Origin of the sequence: Sulfitobacter sp. AS59 (assembly GCF_038899995.1) — a bacterium.
Taxonomy (GTDB): domain Bacteria; phylum Pseudomonadota; class Alphaproteobacteria; order Rhodobacterales; family Rhodobacteraceae; genus Sulfitobacter.
The window spans coordinates 1-16,755 of sequence record NZ_JBBMQK010000006.1; the positions used below are offsets into that span (position 1 = coordinate 1).

The 16,755-nt window shown below is 55.1% G+C and carries 18 protein-coding genes; 7 read left to right on the top strand and 11 right to left on the bottom strand.

Translation table 11 applies throughout. The features are described 5' to 3' along the window. Positions 1-177: 177 nt before the first annotated feature. Entirely contained in the window at positions 178-1,101 is a 924-nt protein-coding gene (locus WNY39_RS13530) for an SDR family NAD(P)-dependent oxidoreductase (protein ID WP_342846240.1), read from the bottom strand. 59 nt (positions 1,102-1,160) lie between these two features. After that, positions 1,161-1,595, bottom strand: a complete 435-nt coding sequence (locus WNY39_RS13535) for a MarR family transcriptional regulator (protein ID WP_342846242.1) — start codon at positions 1,593-1,595, stop codon at positions 1,161-1,163. Positions 1,596-2,082: 487 nt separating this feature from the next. Here WNY39_RS13535 and WNY39_RS13540 point away from each other — a divergent pair, with 487 nt between their 5' ends. Continuing rightward, positions 2,083-2,625: a hypothetical protein gene (locus WNY39_RS13540; protein WP_342846243.1), complete on the top strand. Its 543-nt coding sequence runs from the start codon at positions 2,083-2,085 to the stop codon at positions 2,623-2,625. Positions 2,626-2,748: 123 nt separating this feature from the next. Here the strand turns inward: WNY39_RS13540 and WNY39_RS13545 are convergent, their stop codons facing one another. Both WNY39_RS13545 and WNY39_RS13550 read right to left on the bottom strand, forming a co-directional pair. Continuing rightward, a complete protein-coding gene (locus WNY39_RS13545) occupies positions 2,749-3,270 on the bottom strand; it encodes an N-acetyltransferase family protein (protein ID WP_342846244.1) in 522 nt (173 codons plus the stop codon). Then, complete coding sequence (locus WNY39_RS13550) at positions 3,261-4,463, bottom strand: hypothetical protein (protein ID WP_342846246.1); 1,203 nt, start codon at positions 4,461-4,463, stop codon at positions 3,261-3,263. Before WNY39_RS13550 ends, WNY39_RS13545 begins: the two co-directional genes overlap by 10 nt. A 109-nt stretch (positions 4,464-4,572) precedes the next feature. Between WNY39_RS13550 and WNY39_RS13555 the strand changes: the two genes are divergently transcribed. Further along, a complete protein-coding gene (locus WNY39_RS13555; protein ID WP_342846248.1) occupies positions 4,573-5,424 on the top strand; it encodes a LysR substrate-binding domain-containing protein in 852 nt (283 codons plus the stop codon). A gap of 511 nt (positions 5,425-5,935) precedes the next feature. Here WNY39_RS13555 and WNY39_RS13560 read toward each other — a convergent pair. Continuing rightward, the gene (locus tag WNY39_RS13560) at positions 5,936-6,814 is read right to left on the bottom strand and encodes a LysR substrate-binding domain-containing protein (RefSeq protein ID WP_342846250.1); all 879 of its coding nucleotides are present in this window, start codon (positions 6,812-6,814) and stop codon (positions 5,936-5,938) included. Positions 6,815-6,906: 92 nt separating this feature from the next. Between WNY39_RS13560 and WNY39_RS13565 the strand changes: the two genes are divergently transcribed. Next, positions 6,907-7,323, top strand: a complete 417-nt coding sequence (locus tag WNY39_RS13565; protein WP_342846252.1) for a VOC family protein — start codon at positions 6,907-6,909, stop codon at positions 7,321-7,323. A gap of 10 nt (positions 7,324-7,333) precedes the next feature. After that, positions 7,334-8,323, top strand: a complete 990-nt coding sequence (locus WNY39_RS13570) for a carbon-nitrogen hydrolase family protein (RefSeq protein ID WP_342846254.1) — start codon at positions 7,334-7,336, stop codon at positions 8,321-8,323. A gap of 202 nt (positions 8,324-8,525) precedes the next feature. Here WNY39_RS13570 and WNY39_RS13575 read toward each other — a convergent pair whose 3' ends face one another. Further along, positions 8,526-9,110 carry a Crp/Fnr family transcriptional regulator gene (locus WNY39_RS13575; RefSeq protein WP_342846256.1) on the bottom strand — a complete coding sequence of 195 codons (585 nt, stop codon included), beginning with the start codon at positions 9,108-9,110 and terminating at the stop codon, positions 8,526-8,528. Positions 9,111-9,190: 80 nt separating this feature from the next. Here WNY39_RS13575 and WNY39_RS13580 point away from each other — a divergent pair, with 80 nt between their 5' ends. From WNY39_RS13580 to WNY39_RS13590, 3 genes are all read left to right on the top strand, one after another. Further along, the gene (locus WNY39_RS13580; RefSeq protein WP_342846258.1) at positions 9,191-9,736 is read left to right on the top strand and encodes a hypothetical protein; all 546 of its coding nucleotides are present in this window, start codon (positions 9,191-9,193) and stop codon (positions 9,734-9,736) included. A 293-nt stretch (positions 9,737-10,029) separates the two neighbouring features. After that, a complete protein-coding gene (locus tag WNY39_RS13585) occupies positions 10,030-10,830 on the top strand; it encodes a GNAT family N-acetyltransferase (protein ID WP_342846260.1) in 801 nt (266 codons plus the stop codon). A 288-nt stretch (positions 10,831-11,118) separates the two neighbouring features. Further along, the gene (locus tag WNY39_RS13590; protein WP_342846261.1) at positions 11,119-11,511 is read left to right on the top strand and encodes a hypothetical protein; all 393 of its coding nucleotides are present in this window, start codon (positions 11,119-11,121) and stop codon (positions 11,509-11,511) included. Between the two features lie 1,142 nt (positions 11,512-12,653). Here WNY39_RS13590 and cynS read toward each other — a convergent pair. From cynS to WNY39_RS13615, 5 genes are read right to left on the bottom strand one after another with little or no spacing between them, the layout of a single operon-like run. Beyond that, on the bottom strand, positions 12,654-13,106 hold the full coding sequence (gene cynS, locus WNY39_RS13595; RefSeq protein WP_342846263.1) for a cyanase: 453 nt from the start codon (positions 13,104-13,106) through the stop codon (positions 12,654-12,656). 31 nt (positions 13,107-13,137) lie between these two features. After that, complete coding sequence (locus tag WNY39_RS13600) at positions 13,138-13,617, bottom strand: nuclear transport factor 2 family protein (RefSeq protein WP_342846264.1); 480 nt, start codon at positions 13,615-13,617, stop codon at positions 13,138-13,140. After that, a complete protein-coding gene (locus WNY39_RS13605) occupies positions 13,614-14,513 on the bottom strand; it encodes an ABC transporter ATP-binding protein (RefSeq protein ID WP_342846266.1) in 900 nt (299 codons plus the stop codon). The genes WNY39_RS13600 and WNY39_RS13605 overlap by 4 nt, the downstream gene beginning before the upstream one ends. Positions 14,514-14,522: 9 nt before the next feature. Continuing rightward, positions 14,523-15,359: a nitrate ABC transporter permease gene (gene ntrB, locus WNY39_RS13610; RefSeq protein WP_342846268.1), complete on the bottom strand. Its 837-nt coding sequence runs from the start codon at positions 15,357-15,359 to the stop codon at positions 14,523-14,525. Then, a complete protein-coding gene (locus tag WNY39_RS13615) occupies positions 15,359-16,750 on the bottom strand; it encodes a CmpA/NrtA family ABC transporter substrate-binding protein (protein WP_342846270.1) in 1,392 nt (463 codons plus the stop codon). The genes ntrB and WNY39_RS13615 overlap by 1 nt, the downstream gene beginning before the upstream one ends. Between the last annotated feature and the right edge of the window lie 5 nt (positions 16,751-16,755).

A 16,755-nucleotide genomic window follows, 5' to 3' on the forward strand; every position in this document is an offset into this window, starting at 1 on the left:
GCCGGATACATATGAGCGACTTCCGAGAACATGTCAGAAATCATTTGCGAACAGCAGCCGGTACATACATTTGGGCCAGGCCCGTAGATCAAATCAAGCTCGATTGGTCGGATCGCGGCGATGCCGCTAATGACCGGAAGGAGCCCATATGGCCGCTTTGTTGCGATGCGGCAGATTTCAAGGCAAACCAACCAGAAGAGAGCGCGCATCTTTGAGAAACCGCTTTGCGACATCCAGATCAACTGCCTGCTTGCTCGCCGGGGCGATCTTGCCGGTGAATTCGACATAGGCCCCCGACTGGAATTTTTCCTGCTTTAGAACGAGTTCGTCGACGAGGGCGCAAGCGGAATTTCTGGATGAACTGACGCCTTCGACGAAATGTCGCAAGACGGGCATCACCCTTTTCCACGCGAATTGAACTATGGCGGACTGTTCGCGGGCGAGCGAGGTGCCCGGCATGAGCCCGGGGTCAAAGCAGTAGACACGGACATCCGCGAACCTGTCCTCAATTGCGGCAGCCGACGCATGATAGATGGCGCAAAGCTTGGACGTGGCATAGCGATCAAGCGCCTTCCCCCGCTCATCCCGATCTTGGCGGGTGCTCTGGCCCACGGACGCACTCCGCGCATCCATGAAGTCAGCGCCCAGAAATCCGGCGCGTTCAGCCAGTTTGTTGCCGGGATCATGGGTGCCGCTGCCGATGGTGATGATCGCGGCCCTGGGTGCCAGATGTTCAAGAAGGTCTTCGACCAGCGCAATATGGCCCAAGACATTGGTGGCAAAAACCTCGTCAAAGCCGTCGGCCGTCATCGTCTTTGGCCCAAGAGGTTGCAGACCGGCGACACATATCACCGAAGCAATCTGTTCAGATTCGGTGATCTCTCGGATTGTCGCTACGTATTTACGGACAGAGCTTAAAGACGAGGTATCCAGCGGCAGAACCCGGAGTCTGTCAACCTCTACAGCCCGTTTCAGTTCTGTCGCGCTTTCAGGGCGTCTTGCTCCGACGATAATCTGATCGCCTGTCTGCTCAGAAAGACGGCGGGCGACGGCGAGGCCAAGACCGGATGTCGCTCCGGTGATAACGTGAATGTTGGGCATGTGTCGTTCTCTCGTGCGCGGAATGCGCAGAAAGGACATTACAACGATAATCGTATAATTCAATATTCGGTTAGTGCTATTTTCGAAAATAGTTGGATGAACAGGCCCCGTTCCTCTGGCGAGAGCTTTTCAAGCATGGTCTGGCAGTGATCCGTCTGAACCCGCAACAGCGTCGATACGTATGCCTCGCCCGCAGGTGTCAGCGACAATGAAATCGACCGGCGGTCATTTTCCGGCCGTTCACGCGAGAGGAGGCCTTGCCGAGTCAGCCGGTCGGTCGCTGAGGATATCGTCGTGGCCACAACCCCCAGATGGCTTGCCAATTCGGTAGCCTTGCACGCCGGATGGTCGGCCGCGAACAAAAGGACTTGCATGTCCAACGGGTTGAGCGGCTTTCCCGACCCAATTGCTGCTTCGGAGCTTTTGAACCGCTGCGACAGCGCGCCAATGGCGCGGCGAAGCTCTACTGCCTGTTTTTCGATGCCAGTTTTCATACTCGGTATTTATACGATACTCGTATTGTGTTCCAGTCTGGGTCGCCTCGAATATCAGATTACATGACCCTCCTCGCGACGATGCCGGTCGCTCCGCGCCCGGTCCTTACCACATGCACCGGGCGTGGAGCGATTTCTGCCGAGTTAGATGAATGGCAGATTTGTCCCGCGAACTGTGAATTTACTCCCAGCTGATTTTGCGGCTGCAGCGAATGTCCGGAAAGCGGGCTGCATCCGCAGCGTTCAGGGCTGAGGTCGAACGGCAGGAATGGGCCGTTCTTGTTGGTCAATTCGAGATCGCTTGGTTGGATCGCGGCGATACGACTAACGGCAGCTTTGAGCCCACACGGACTGGAATGAACATCGGGAGGCTGCGAAACGATTAATCGCCAGAAGACACGCATTTAGGCCAAATTTTAGTAACTACGCCAAATTTCTGCCGTTCTTCGTCTTCACTGTCCCGTTGCGCTCACATCTAGGGGGACCCATGCTTGACCTTTCTTCTCGCCCAACAGCTTCACTTAAAACTCGCCGTTTTATTTGGGGCGTCATGCTTATCTGCGTCACGAACTATTTGGCACACCTCTTCCCGATTTCTCTGATTATCAGGTTGGAATGGCTTACTGAAACTGCGCGCGCAGAACACTCCGATATCTCATTAAGTAGATTTGCCCAAGTAGCTGCGTGGTTTGAGTTCTTTCTTGTTTCCGTCATACTTCTCTTTCTGGCGGAGCTGCTCGCATTCTTTGTAGTTCTACGCGAAGGATACCGGCTATGCATTGGGGGTTGGGATGGGCTGACAATGAATGGCACAGAGTATCTCTTGGTCCTTACTGGGCCAATAATTGCTGCGGTTATACCGCTAATGCTGCTGATTGGCGGCGCGGAGGTATTTGTAGGAACCCGATTCGCACTGGCGGGGATTCATACGATCATGTTTGCGACAGGGTTTATGACCACCTTAGCCACGGCCTACAATGTCGGTTTTGCCTTAGAACCAGAAGCGTTTCGAGACGCAACAAAAATGTAAGTTTCAAGTTGCGAGATTGGGGCCGGTGAATAGTTCTCACAACATCCGCAACAGCAGCGAATGGCGGCAGAGAGCCCAATTTTACCGATGCTGCGGGTTGCGCGAACGACAGCTTCGGCTCTTTCACCTGATGACGTCGCTTCGTCTTTCGAGCATGATGACATCTCGCCAACGGCCCTTAAATGGGCCGTAGGGCATTTTGCCCAAATTACTTCTGGTGCCCACAATCCTAAAACCCAAAGCAGTATGCAGTGAAAGGCTGGCTGTGTTTTCGGGGAATATCTGGGCAACAAGCGTCCAGTATCCGGCGCTCTCGGACGTCGACACCATTTTCTCCAGCAGGTGGCGACCAAGACCACATCCTTGCCGAGTTGCCGAGACATAGATCGAGATCTCGCCAACACCTTGGTAGACCATGCGGGTGGAAGTTGGGCTTATACCAGCCCAGGCCGCGACAGCGCTGCCGTCTTCCACAATCAGCGCAAGTCCGCGTTCGCTCAAAGAGCTCGCACTGAAGCTGTCCCAATCATGTGGCGTATCTCGGAAAGTAGCGTGACCCGTTGCAAGTCCTTCTGCGTCGATCACGGCAATTGTGGCGGCGTCCGAATGTTCAGGTCTTCGGGTTTTTATGTTCGTCAGGGCCATAGGGCCACCGCCGCCAGAAGAACGGCCATGCCGACCAAGGCCTGCACGACGGCTCCGCCCGTAAGGATGCCGATTGCGCGGCCTTCGCTTTTCTCATCTGCCAGAGCATCTCGCCGGACCAGCCAATAATAGCTGTCGTTAGGCAGAATCGCGATGAAGGACCCAAGGCAAATTGCAAAGACAGCTGCAATCTCGTTGACGCCGCTGGCCAGCACAATCGGGGCCGCGACGGGCGCGATGGCGGCGAAGGTCGCCATAGAGGATCCCTGGGCCAGCTTGAACAGGACGGTCAAAGCAAACAGGGCGATCAGAGTGAGGACCCCATCGCCCTGCGGCACCAAACGGTCCAGTGACAACAATCCCGTAAGCACGGCTCCAAATGCGCTTGCCGCACCGATGACCAGCACAAGCGATCCCGTTCTTCGAACCGCACTATCCAGACATGCGCGCCGCTCGTGAGATGACGTTTGCAACAGGGCAAGGATTGCAGCGGTGATCAGCGCGCCCTTGGGCAACAAGAGAAAGTCAAATGCCCCAACGCCGGTCTTGCCGACAACGCCGCCGAGGACCAACAGCCCAGCCATCACCAGAAACGGAGTGAAGGCGCGCAGCAGGTGTCTATTATCTGCAGCGCTGTCCGCTTCGGTGTGCGCCGCATTGCTTTTGGTCGCAAAGCGCGCCCAGATGACCCCCGCTGCCCAAACCGGCAACGCCAGAAGCGCGCCGCACAAGAGCAGGATTGCAGGTTCGATCCCAGTGGCACCAAGCCCGGCCGCAACGATTAAGGGGCCAGCAGGATAGAGCAGTTTGAACCCTGCATAGGCCCCGAAAGCCGTATCCATCTTGTAGCGCCCCGCCGCCGGAGAAAGCGCGGCATAAGCCGTGTCCGGGCAGATCATGCCTGCGCCCGCCACCGGCGAGGCCAGCGCGACCGTCCGGCCCGCCGCTTTCGACGCGATGTTCTGCCGCGACAGCGCCGCAGCCAGCGTAAACGACGGCAAGAGGATCAAGGCAAACTCGCCCAGTGCACGGCCAAACCCTATGTTGAACGCCGTCACAACCTCGTTAGCACCCATGCCCGCTGACAGCCCAAGACTGAGCGTCAGAAGAACCATCCAGATCACCAATGGCAAGTCCGGCACGTGGCTTTTCAAACCGGAGGACGTTTGCGGAGTTAAGGAAGCGTCTGCCATGACAGGACCAATCTGTTATTTGAGTTCAGATCATGCTAAATCCAGCCATAGAATTATCAAAATGAGAAATTTGAGGTCTATCATGTGCTCAACTCATGTAAACCCGCCCTTGCGTTCCCTACAAGTCTTTGAGGCAGCCGCGCGCTGCGGCGGCTTTACCGTAGCCGGGAAAGAGCTTGGCATCACCCAAAGCGGTGTATCGCGTCAGGTCTCGGATCTGGAGGCAATGCTCGGTGTAGCGCTGTTTCGGCGCAACGGCGCGAGGCTAACCGTGACACCGGCAGGCGAGCGTCTGGCAGCCCAGCTGTCAGAGGCGTTTGCGCATACTTGGTCCGCTGTGGCAGACGCCCGGCGCTCAGATCAGGTTGTCACACTTTCGATGTTGCCATCAGTCGCGGCGCGTTGGTTTGCGCCGCGATTGGCGGATTTCATGGCGGCAAACCCGGGTATTGATCTTCGCATAACGGCTTCCCGGCATCTGGTGGATTTTGCCTCGGAAGGCGTTGACGCCGCGATCCGTTATAGCCCTGGGCCCCCAAGCGATCTGGAGGCGACCAAGCTTGGCACAGAGAGCGTAACGCCAGTTTGCTCTACGAAATATGCCAAAGACCACGCGTTGCACGCGCCAACTGACATGTATCGCGCCACGCTTCTTTGCGGGGATATTCCCGAAGACTGGCCCACATGGTTCGAAGCCGCCGGATGCCTGGCCCGTCCATCCGCCGGACCTCGGCTCGGAGATGATGGCGCGATCTTGCAGGCAGCAGTCGAGGGGCATGGGGTCGCCCTCGGGCGGTCACGGCTTGTTGCGGATGATATCGCAACTGGGCGGCTCGTAGCCCCTTTTGCAGTGTCGTTGGATGCCAGCCATGCCTATTGGTTCGTCCGACCCAAAGATATGGCCACGACACCTGCGATCAACGCCATGAAGACTTGGCTTATAAGTCAGTTCAAAGCGTAAGGATCGAAAGCAGCCATTGGTGCGTTCGCAGCGAAAGCTCGCTCCGTCCGCTACATGTGAATTCATGCACCGTGCAGCGAATGGTCAGTTTGAGATCCTGCGCACTTGATCGGTTTGAACGGCTGCTTTGGCGAAAATGCTGCGCTACCGAATATTCCTCGCCGCAACTGCGAGTAAATGCTGCGTGAGCAATAGCTGCATCTGCATAAGGCCGGTTTGTCCCGCACCTTACCAGTTCGTGCGCCGCGCAGCGAACGGCGATATTGCTCGGACCGGCCGCTTGTGATGAGCGCAGCTAAGGTGCCGGGAGAGCCCACAGAGTGAATTCAGTTTTCTCGCTGCACGCGCACGCAGCGCGGAATTTTCTGCACTTGCGTAATTTGCAATGCCGCTGAGCGGCGAGGAAACCGGTCGTTCGAGCAACTTGCAGCGAAGGAAAGTCGATCAAGGATCAAGGTGCGGGACAAACCGCTCTTTCGCTGCGCTTGCGCCATTGGCTGCTATCGATTGTTCACCCATTGTGCTGCAGTGTAGACAACCAATTGATAAATGCCGTTGTGGCCGGTCGTTTGGAATTACGATCTGTCGATAACGCATAGTAGCCCGCGCCCGACGATGCTGGTGGTCCGCAAGCGATTAGTTCACCCGTTTTGAGGTCTCCCTTAACTAGAACGGACGGCAGTAAGCCAACACCATTCCCAACCCGAACAGCCTCCCGCACCATGAAGTAATGTTCAAAGACAAGCGCTGGTCTGGACAGATTTATCTCAACGCCTGTTTCATCAATGTAGGCTTGCCATGCGCCGGTTCTTGTTGAATGCCCTAGGCGCACCTGAGTATCAAATCTTGGCGATCTGACGGCGATCATCGCCTCGTCAAATAGTTTGGTTGCAACAAGGGATCGCCACCCGCCTCGTCCGCGCGTCACAACGACATCCAGCGACGACGGGTCCCAAGTGAGCGGGTCTTTGTGATCATCTCGAAAATCCGCATCTATTGTCTCAATTCGAACCTGAAGGTCGGGATGATCAGCACAAAAGGCGGACAAGCGCGGTATCAGCCAACAGCTCGCTAGAGATGGCAGCACACCCACTGTTAAGGTGCCGCTTAGACTTGCGTCCGATTGATGCTGGGCGTTTTCGAGCAATTCAAGCGATGCGCGCGCCGCATCTGCCAAACGCGCCCCGTCTTCCGTCAACGTGATGGACCGCCCGCGCCGGGCAAACAGGACAACACCAAGATCGCGCTCTAGCCCTTGAATTCGGCGCGACAACGCGCTTTGGGTCAGGCCGAATTCTCGGGCAGCTTTTGTAAAACTGTTATGGCGCACCGCAGCTTCCAGAACAGGGAGCGCCCCGAAGATCGCGAGTTTTCGGCTGTCATTTTGCATGCGTTTTGCTCATGTATTCTTGCACTATGCTTTCTATTTGATGCGTGAAAAGAAAGATAAAGACAATACCGCCAAGCCTAAAGGATAAACATATGCACCCGTTTCATCTTGCCTTCCCCGTCACAGATCTTGTTGCGACACGACAGTTTTACATCGAAAAGCTCGGCTGCGCCGCCGGACGAGAGAGTATAGGTGAATGGTTGGATTTTGATTTTTTTGGTCACCAGATGTCAGCCCATCTGCAGACGTCAGAGACGCCAACCGGCATGGGGGCCGTCGATGGGGATGCCGTGCCGATCCCGCATTTTGGGGTCGTTTTGGATATGGAGGCATTCGATGCACTTTCTGCCAAGCTGGAGGCAGATGCTTCAATCAATTGGATCATGCACCCAAAGCGCCGGATGATCGGAGAACCGGGTGAGCAAGCGACCCTGTTTGTGCGCGACCCATCGGGAAACGGAATTGAATTTAAAGGTTTCGCAGATCGCGCAGCCCTATTTGCGCACTAAGGAGAGTATCATGCAGGTATTGCACACAGCGGAATTAAAAGACGCCCGAGACGAAGATCGTTTGACCGTTGGGATTGCCCAAATTGCGCCTGTATGGCTCGACAGGGCAGCAACATTGGCAAAGGTCGAAGCGACTATTGAACAGGCTGCAGCACAGGCCTGTAAATTGGTCACATTCGGTGAAGCGCTTGTGCCCGGGTATCCATTCTGGATTGAACGCACAGATGGTGCACGCTTCAATGATCCGCGCCAAAAACACCACTACGCACGCTATGTCGATCAAGGGGTGGTCATCGAACGTGGCGATCTGAACGGAGTAGCCCAGCTTGCCAAGGACCACAAAATCGCTGTCTATCTTGGTGTGATGGAACGCGCACCGGATCGTGGCGGGCACAGTCTATACTGTACGCTGGTTTACATCGACGACGCTGGCACCATCCAGTCAGTCCACCGCAAGCTACATCCGACATACGAAGAACGCCTCGCTTGGGCGCAAGGAGATGGGCATGGTTTGCGCGTTCATGATCTTGGCCCGTTTCGCGTAGGGGGGTTGAACTGCTATGAAAACTGGTTGCCGTTGGCGCGGTCTGCGCTTTATGCGCAAGGTGAAAGCCTGCACGTGTCGGTCTGGCCGGGCGGGTTGCACAACACCCAAGAGCTTCCGGCGTTCATTGCCAAAGAGAGCCGCAGCTATGTTATCGCCTGTTCGGGTTTGATGCGCGCACAGGACTTTCCCGAAGATACACCCGACCTTGATGTCATATTGTCCGATGGTGCGGAGATCGTATCAAACGGCGGCTCAACGATTGTGGCCCCTGACGGGACGTTCATGATTGACCCTGTGCTGAACGAGGAAGCATTGATTATTGCGGAGATCGACGCTGGAGTTGTCCGAGGCGAGCGCCAAAATCTGGATCAGGCAGGTCATTACGCGCGTCCTGATGTGTTGCGTCTTAAGGTGAACAGGAAACGCCAAGGGCAGGCTAAATTCCAAGACTAATACTTGGAAGAAGTGAGCGAAGCTGCCGTTCAGACACCCTGCAGCATCGGTGAATCCGGGCTCGAAGCGGCCGTTAGATGTGCCTACGAGCGGCACATGAGGCGGCTTGTCCATTCAATGCCTGCTGCGCGGACAGAGCTGCCGTACGCTGCGGTTGCGATCAAGGTCTTCTTTGCCAGCTGAGACTCCCGCAATCGAACCTTTAATCAACAGCCGTGTCTCGTTCGGCACCGCGAAGCCGACTAAGTGTGACCGGTGTGATTCCGAGAAAAGATGCTATTAAATAGTGACCAAAAAGCCCTTCGTGACGCGGGAAATCTCTCCGAAACCATGCAAGACGATCTGCGCCACCAAGTGCGGCGAGGCACCACTCCCGATCAGCCTTGCGGGCCAGTTCGTGCTGCAAAATGCCGTTTGCCCATTCGCGAATTGGCTCCGATGCTAACATAAGCTCAGTCAGGGCGCGGCTGTCCATGTGCGCAACTAAGGCGTCCGCAACCACCTCTATGGAAACGAGCGAGGTCCCGTTTCTGGTTCTCGCAACATTTGGTGCGACCACGCACGGACCAGCGTTAAAGCTAACGCAAACGCCGCGGCCTTCTGGACCGCTAATTTGGCTTGTGGCGCGCCCATCAAGAATGATGTGCTCCATTGGGTCTGGTTCGCCTTGCGTCGCAAGGCGACGCCCCTTTTCGACAAATTCAACATTCCATTCTGCCGCGAACTCACGCGCTGTGTCTCCATCTAAAGCGTTCGGGGGACATGTCAGAAAAGTAAAGAGGTCCAAATCGCGAATTCCTTATCAAACGATAATGCCAGCTTTGCTCGCGCTCAGTACGACGGTGCCAATGGTAAGGAGAACAACCAATGAATATGACAATACCAACTAAGCAGTACGAGCTGCAAGCGGCCCTCTTCGGTCTCGCTGCCGCCGGATTCTATCTGCTGATGATCTTTGGCACTCTGGCGCACATCGAGACCTTATCCGGCCTTCGCCCTTTCGACATGCGCCCCGGCGGATATTCGGCTGAACTGGCAAATTCGCTGATCAATGACCTGGGACCCAGTGGAAGGCGGTACTATCTCACGCGACAGATTCCACTTGATCTGGTTTATCCCTCTCTCATGGCCCTGACCTTAATATCATTGTTCAAATTGCTTGGTTCACGAGACGTAAGTCAAAAGCTTGTTCGAATTGGAATTTGGTTTTCTATTGCGGCAGCTATCGCTGATTATCTAGAGAACGCTGGCATCTGCCTCATGATCCTGAGTTGGCCAGAAATATCAGCCAACACTGTCTTGGCGGCAAGTGTCGCTTCTATTGTGAAAACGGGTTTAACGACGGCTGCTGTCTTGATCGGCCTGCTTGGTGTCGGTTTTTGGGCGTTCAGAGGGATACGTAATTACGCCTAATCGATGCCTGCTGATGGTTCCATCAGCTTTCCTAAACCTGACGTTCGCCACGCGATCCACGATCAGCGGGTCTAGGATGCACTGTCTTTCGCGGCTTCAGCAATCAACCGGCAAGACGCGAAACGAAGGGGTCGTTCGCCGCAGTGTCGCCGATGTCTGCTTGGAACAACCCAGCCAAGAACCCGACCTCGATTATATCCGTTTGATTAGAAAATGACCTCAACGACTTGTGCGTCGAGCAAAAAACCCGTTCTTTGCGTCTGTGCGCATCCTGGAGTTATGAAAGCACGAAGATGACACGAATTGTTTCGTTTTCCGGATCCGGCCTTGACCTCGGTGCTCTGCATTGCGCCATGCTTGCCGCGTTTTCTGACTATATCGTTCCGTTGCAACCAGATGCAGACACGTTCAAAGCGGCGCTGAGCTCGAGAGGTTTTGACCCCGAGGCGTCCTTCGTCGCCGTTGACGATGATGAAGTCATCGGGTTTTGGAACGTCGCGACGCGGAACACCAAACGGTATCTGATAGGCAGCGGAACACGGATTGGCCACAGAGGCCGGGGATTGGCGTCTCGTTTGGGTATGGCGGCGATACGTGCGGCGGAGAATGCCGGAATCGACAGCTTTTGGCTTGAGGTTATCGAGGGAAACGCAGGCGCTGAACGTCTCTATCGGAAGGTGGGATTTGGTGTGACCAGAAAGCTCGACTGCTATCGGCTTGATCATCCATCTCCTGATCGGTCCTCATGCGAATTGTCGGATTTCGGCACCGTTGCCAATGTCATTCAGCGGTATTCGACCTGGAAGCCATCTTGGCAAAACGCCACGGAATCCCTTTACGGCGCACAGCTGACGCCCTTCCTACATGGAAAAGGCGGAGTCATCATCGGCGCAGGTGGCCTCGTGCATCAGATTGCCGCCAGCGAACCCTCGGCTTTGGAAGACCTCCTCGCTGCGGCAGCCACAGTTGGCTCGCTGACATTGGTCAATGTCGATTCCGCTGACAACGCCTTGTGTTCTCTTGTGCAGAAGCTTGGGGCTCATCGCTTTATCGTTCAGTCTGAAATGCGCCTGTCGTTGCCAAACGTCTCCTAACGGTCGTTCGAGCCCGGTGCAGCATCAAGCAGTTTGGGCTCACTGCCGACCTTCGCTGAGGTTGCGGATGTTGTTTGAACCAATTTCACCCACCGAGGGCGGCTTTGCGGACTAAAGCGCTATTTTGCTGCGGCTGCGCCAACGGCTGCTTCCGGTGTCCTTGCAGAAACGCGCTTCAACATCCGCGATGTATCGTATTAACTGATCGTAATGATAATAAATCAAAAAAACCGAAATACAGTAGCTCGATTTCTTTCATTCGTCATTCTAACGATGATCGGAAGCGCTTTGTTTGGTGGGATCGCTGCGAGTTTAGCCGTCGCTGGCACAAGCGGCGATCTTTACGCGGCTATGTTTACTCCCATCTTGACCCTTTTTGGAAGCTTTTTTCTAATGCCGATCTACTTCGTCCTTTTCATTCTTCCCTCTGCTTTAGTTTTTGCCACTGTACTATGGTTAGTTGGTGAAAAACATGAATACTCACTTAGGATCAGGATCGCCGGAACGCTCATGGCCTTGACAGCCGCGACAGCATTGGTGGGTGTTACTCACACAATGCGCGATATTGCTGAACTGGCGAAGTTCGTCGCTGTAGCCGCAATCGTGATCGCTCCATTTACATCATGGCGTGCGTTTCGAACTCAATGGCTCACCGCTGAGAAAAAAGAGGGTGGCCAGTAGCCCCCACACAAAATAATCCGATCAAGACCGCGTCGGGTCCACTCCCTAAGAAGCCGCCATTCATGCCCGCCGCAGCATCCGTCGAAATGGGCTCACTCCGGACGTTTGCTGCCTAACACGCCAATTTTCGCACTGCGGACTAAAGCTGCCGTATTAAGTGCTCAGCTTAGGGGACAATCAAACCGGTAGACAAAGAAGAGGCCTTGTTCATCAGCGGCCTTGGAGGAAGTGTGGCGAGCACCTGCACAATGGCTTTCAGCCTGTACTCGCATGCCAATTGTAGGATTGGGTCGTTTTTGGGGGTCGTGCCAGGGAGCTACATAGGGCCCCTGGATAGAAATACCTGTGGTATCTGCGGCAAGTATAGTGCCGGTAAGGTCCGGAGGAGTACTGCACCCACCAATCAACATCGTGACTAAGACACTTAATGTGCGCGATGCATTCATTTTTCCGTCCTCTCTATCGCTATCCTTTACACTATCCGTTTTGAGACTAATGATCTGCAAGAGCTTATTCCGATAAAAAACCCTGCAAATCAAAAATCTTCAGAAGAACGGGCCACTGCTCATTTGGTTGGTAGGTTGGGAAACCAAATTTCCAGATGGTCGCTTTCCCGCTCTGAGCAATGTCGCAAGTCTGTTAACAGAATGGGCTCGTAGCTGCCGTTAGTCGTATCGCCGCGATCCAACCAAGCGATCTCGAATTGACCAACAACAACGGCCCAAACCGGACCTTCACCTCATCGCGCGAATGCTGTGGTTACACACCACATAGCGGACCTTGGCTGATACAGCCGCATGTCAAATTTTCAGATCGCCGCCCGGTATCCAATACTCAATGTACTCCCCGTGAGAAATGTTGCGGAAGTTTCATGCCGAGGAGTGCATCTGCCTTCGCAATCGCGTGAATTGTCCAATTTCGGCATGTCTGACGATATTGCTCTTGGACAGCGTTGTTTTAGGTTGCGCCGGTATGTTGGATTTCGTCGAAGACGAATGACGACCTCCTTATCAAGGTCGTCAATGAAGTTCATGTGGCAGTGAAACTGACGTCTGTGTTTCAAGCCAGCATGGCCCGGCATTCGTTAAACGGATCTATTCAAGGAAACGCAGGCCGCCTGAGAAAGCGACCCCGCTACATCCCTACCAACTGTTATACCCAAGATATTTGCCCGACATTTCAACTTTCACGCGGTCCCCTTTGGGGTTTTCGACCCGTGTGATGGACATATCAAAATCAATTGCGGACATAATGCCGTCACCAAATTTTTCCTGGATCAGCGCCTTGAGGGTCGGGCCGTAGACGCCGACGATTTCGTAAAAGCGATAGATGCAGGGGTCGGTCGGAACCGCCTGTTCCCAGATCTTGGTGGGGCTTTCGGCCAACACGCTTTTAGCCTCCTGTGGCAGGCCCATGACCTTGACCATCAAAGCGGCCTTTTCTGCTGGGAAAGCGTTCATGCCCATCGCCGCCGAATGGGTCCAGACAGGGGACATGTCTATCTTTTCGGCAATACCTTCCCATGTCATTCCGGCGGACTTTTTGGCCGAAAGGATCATCGCTGTGACGTCTTCTTTGGTCATCATGTCGGTCATTTGTGTGGTGTCCTTCTTGTGTATTGATGTCTTACAGCCCAAGCTCTGTCAGGCTGGGGTGATTATCGGGGCGGGGCCTGGGGGCATCCCAATGAAACAGGCGTTCAGCCTGCGCGATGGGCACATCGTTGATCGAAGCGTGACGCACGGACATGTAGCCAAGCGCATCGAATGCCCAGTTTTCATTGCCATGGGCGCGAAACCACTGCCCGTCGGCATCGTGGTATTCATAGCAAAAGCGCACGGCGATTTTGTCATCGCTATGGGTCCAGATTTCCTTGATCAGGCGATAGCCATTCTCGCTGGCCCATTTGCGGGTCAGAAAGGCCTCCACCTCGGCCCGCCCATTCAGAAACTCAGATCGGTTGCGCCATTTGGTGTCAGGCGTGTAAGCGAGCGCGACTTTGGCAGGGTCACGCCCGTTCCAGGCGTTCTCGGCCATCCGCACTTTTTGCACAGCGTCGTAGTAGCTGAACGGGGGAATGGGCGCGCGCGGCTGTTGGTCGGTCATGTCTTGACCGCCTGCAACAAGGGCTGCGCGTCCCCCGCTTCTTCCGTTTTGTCGATGCGGACAGTTTGCGGTGAATGGGTCTCGCCTACCGCACTTACTTGGCCAGCCAATTCCGCCGAACGTTTCCCAAGGAACTGCACAAGATGATTGCGAATGGCGTAGTAATTCGGGTGCTCTACAATACCCGTGCGCACGCGGGGCCTTGGGATCGTGATCTCGACACTTTCGGCGACACGGGCCAGCGGTCCGTTGGTCATCAAAAGAATGCGATCCGCCAGCAGGATCGCTTCGTCGATGTCATGGGTGATCATAAAGACCGTTTGATCGGTGCCGCTCCAGACCTTGAGCAACTCTTCCTGAATTGTCCCACGGGTCAGCGCGTCCAGCGCGCCAAATGGTTCATCCAGCAACAACAGCTTGGGTTCATTGGCAAAAGCGCGGGCGATCGATACACGCTGCCGCATACCGCCAGACAATTGGCTGGGTTTGCGGTGGATTGCATCGCCCGACAAGCCGACCTTATCCAAGAATGCGATCGAGTGGTCCTCGACCTGTTGCTTTGTCCAATCTGGGAACCGGGCAGCCACCCCGAAGGTCACGTTCTTCAGGGCCGTCAGCCATGGCAGAAGAGAGTAATTTTGGAAGACCACGCCACGATCAAGGCTGGGGCCGGAGATCGCAAAACCGTCCATCTTCACGACGCCCTGGGTCGGCTCAGAAAGCCCTGCAAGGATGTTCATGATCGTTGATTTGCCGCAGCCCGAATGGCCCAGAATGCAAACAAACTCGCCCTTTTCGATGCCAAAGCTGGCGTTTTCGAAAACCGTGAATTCGCCGCCTTTGCCGTCAGGATAGCGCTGGGTCAGCTTTTCGATACTCAGAAATGAATTTGCCATGGGTCTACCTTATTCGATGTAGGTGACGCGCCGCTGAAGCAGGCCAAAGGCCGCATCCAGCAACATGCCGACAACGCCGATCATGAGAATTGAGAAAATGACTGAGGTCAGATCGAGGTTGTTCCACTCGTTCCAAACGTAATAGCCAATTCCGGTTCCCCCGACGAGCATCTCAGCCGCGACAATGACCAGCCATGCGATCCCGATAGAAATCCGCATACCCGTCACGATGGTGGGGGCCGCTGCGGGCAAGACAACCGTAAAGGCCGTTTTGAACGCCCCAAGCTCATGGGTGCGGGCGACATTCACCCAGTCTTCGCGCACGCCAGCCACGCCAAAGGCGGTGTTCAGCAACATCGGCCAGATCGAGCAGATGAAGATGACGAAAATAGCCGAGGCCTCGGAATCCTGAATGATGAAAAGCGCCAATGGCATCCACGCGAGCGGGGAAATAGGCCGCAAAACCTGAATGAACGGGTTAAGCGCCTTATAGGCCACCGACGACATGCCGATCAAAAATCCAAGTGGGATCGCGATGATTGCCGCCAGAAAGTACCCCGTCAGAACGCGGTAGATCGAATAGCCGATCTGGATACCGATACCCTTGTCATTGGGCCCTGCATCGTAGAACGGGTTGGACAGCTCCTGCCACGCTTTGACAGCGACCTCGCTGGGGGGCGGGACGCCTGCCTTCGCAGTGCCCGCCCCAGTCAGCAATTCATATTCAGTAAGCTCGCCGGTGTTGATCGCTTGTGCGGAAATCGAGATTTCCCACACAAACAGACCAGCAAAAAGCAAGGCTATCGACCAGATCGCCGCGCGCCTGTTTTCTGACAAACGCACCATCAGTCGCCCGCTTTGATCGCAAAGCTATCGACATAAGCTTCTGGCTGCGCAGGGTCGAAGGTCTTGCCCATGATCATATGCGATTTGTAGTTTTCCGCTGGGGCTTCGTACCCCAGATCGGTCATGACCTTTCGGGCGTCAGACGCGAGGTAGACCTGTTCTGCCACGCCCTTGTAATCAACATCACCTTCGATATATCCCCAGCGCTTCATCTGCGTCAGAATCCAGACGCCCATGGACTGCCATGGGAAAGGATCGAAATCGATCCGGTCGGGCACGCGCTTCACTTCGCCCAGACCATCGGCATATGTGCCGGTCAGAACCTGTTCGATGACTGTAACGGGTTGGTTTAGGTAATTCGTCGGCGCGATGGCCGCCGAGATTTCCTTGCGGTTCTCAGGGTTCGACGCGTATTGCGTCGCGTCAATGATCGACTTGAGCAAAGCGCCGTAGGTATTCGGCAATTCGGTCGCGAAAGACAAGGGTGCTGCAAAGGCACAGCATGGATGGCCTTCCCATATTTCTTTGGTGAGGATGTGAATGAAGCCGATGCCTTCATAGACGGCACGTTGGTTGAACGGGTCAGGGGAAAGGTAGCCATCGAGGTTACCGGCCCGAAGGTTGGCGACCATCTCTGGCGGGGGCACAACGCGGATCTGGATGTCCACATCAGGGTCCAGCCCGAATTCAGCCACATAGTAGCGCAACAGGAAGTTGTGCATGGAATATTCAAACGGCACCCCAAAAGTGAAGCCCTTCCATTGGCTCGGGTCACGCTTGTCGAGATGTTCGTTGGACAGAACAATCGCCTGCCCGTTGATGTTTTCCACGGCCGGCATGATGTAGGGTTCAGCCACGGACCCGGCCCCCATCGTCATCGCCAAAGGCATGGGCGTCAGCATATGGGAGGCGTCGTATTCACCGGAAAGGGATTTATCGCGGGCCACGGCCCAGCCTGCGGTCTTGATAACCTGAGCATTCAAACCGTAGCGCTCGTAAAAGCCCAAGGGCTGCGCCATGATGATCGGTGTGGCGCAGGTAATCGGCACAAAGCCGATGTTCAGGTCAGTCTTTTCTGGCGGGCCAAGGTCATCCAGAATATTGGCCATCGCCTGCTTGACAGGAAAGACCGAAGCCAGCGCCGCCGCAACGGATGTGCCACCCAACATGCCCATGAACGACCGCCGCGCGATGTCGTTCTGGCCAAAAACGGATCGGACAATCGCGCTTTCAACTGCCCGTTCCATCATCTCTTCCGATGACATGGCGGTCGGTTCTTTGTGGGTCTTGTCATGTCCGTGACCTGTCAGACAGGTATCGCACCCGCAATCCGCGCCATGTCTCAGGTCGGTCTTTTCGGAAAAAGGATTTCCAAGGCTTTTGATCGTCATGTCCG

Coding starts and splice junctions, on each gene's coding strand:
- WNY39_RS13530 (WP_342846240.1), bottom strand. CDS start 1,101: ATGCCCAACATTCACGTTATCACCGGAGCGACATCCGGTCTTGGCCTC.
- WNY39_RS13535 (WP_342846242.1), bottom strand. CDS start 1,595: ATGAAAACTGGCATCGAAAAACAGGCAGTAGAGCTTCGCCGCGCCATT.
- WNY39_RS13540 (WP_342846243.1), top strand. CDS start 2,083: ATGCTTGACCTTTCTTCTCGCCCAACAGCTTCACTTAAAACTCGCCGT.
- WNY39_RS13545 (WP_342846244.1), bottom strand. CDS start 3,270: ATGGCCCTGACGAACATAAAAACCCGAAGACCTGAACATTCGGACGCC.
- WNY39_RS13550 (WP_342846246.1), bottom strand. CDS start 4,463: ATGGCAGACGCTTCCTTAACTCCGCAAACGTCCTCCGGTTTGAAAAGC.
- WNY39_RS13560 (WP_342846250.1), bottom strand. CDS start 6,814: ATGCAAAATGACAGCCGAAAACTCGCGATCTTCGGGGCGCTCCCTGTT.
- WNY39_RS13565 (WP_342846252.1), top strand. CDS start 6,907: ATGCACCCGTTTCATCTTGCCTTCCCCGTCACAGATCTTGTTGCGACA.
- WNY39_RS13570 (WP_342846254.1), top strand. CDS start 7,334: ATGCAGGTATTGCACACAGCGGAATTAAAAGACGCCCGAGACGAAGAT.
- WNY39_RS13580 (WP_342846258.1), top strand. CDS start 9,191: ATGAATATGACAATACCAACTAAGCAGTACGAGCTGCAAGCGGCCCTC.
- WNY39_RS13585 (WP_342846260.1), top strand. CDS start 10,030: ATGACACGAATTGTTTCGTTTTCCGGATCCGGCCTTGACCTCGGTGCT.
- cynS (WP_342846263.1), bottom strand. CDS start 13,106: ATGACCGACATGATGACCAAAGAAGACGTCACAGCGATGATCCTTTCG.
- WNY39_RS13600 (WP_342846264.1), bottom strand. CDS start 13,617: ATGACCGACCAACAGCCGCGCGCGCCCATTCCCCCGTTCAGCTACTAC.
- WNY39_RS13605 (WP_342846266.1), bottom strand. CDS start 14,513: ATGGCAAATTCATTTCTGAGTATCGAAAAGCTGACCCAGCGCTATCCT.
- ntrB (WP_342846268.1), bottom strand. CDS start 15,359: ATGGTGCGTTTGTCAGAAAACAGGCGCGCGGCGATCTGGTCGATAGCC.
- WNY39_RS13615 (WP_342846270.1), bottom strand. CDS start 16,750: ATGACGATCAAAAGCCTTGGAAATCCTTTTTCCGAAAAGACCGACCTG.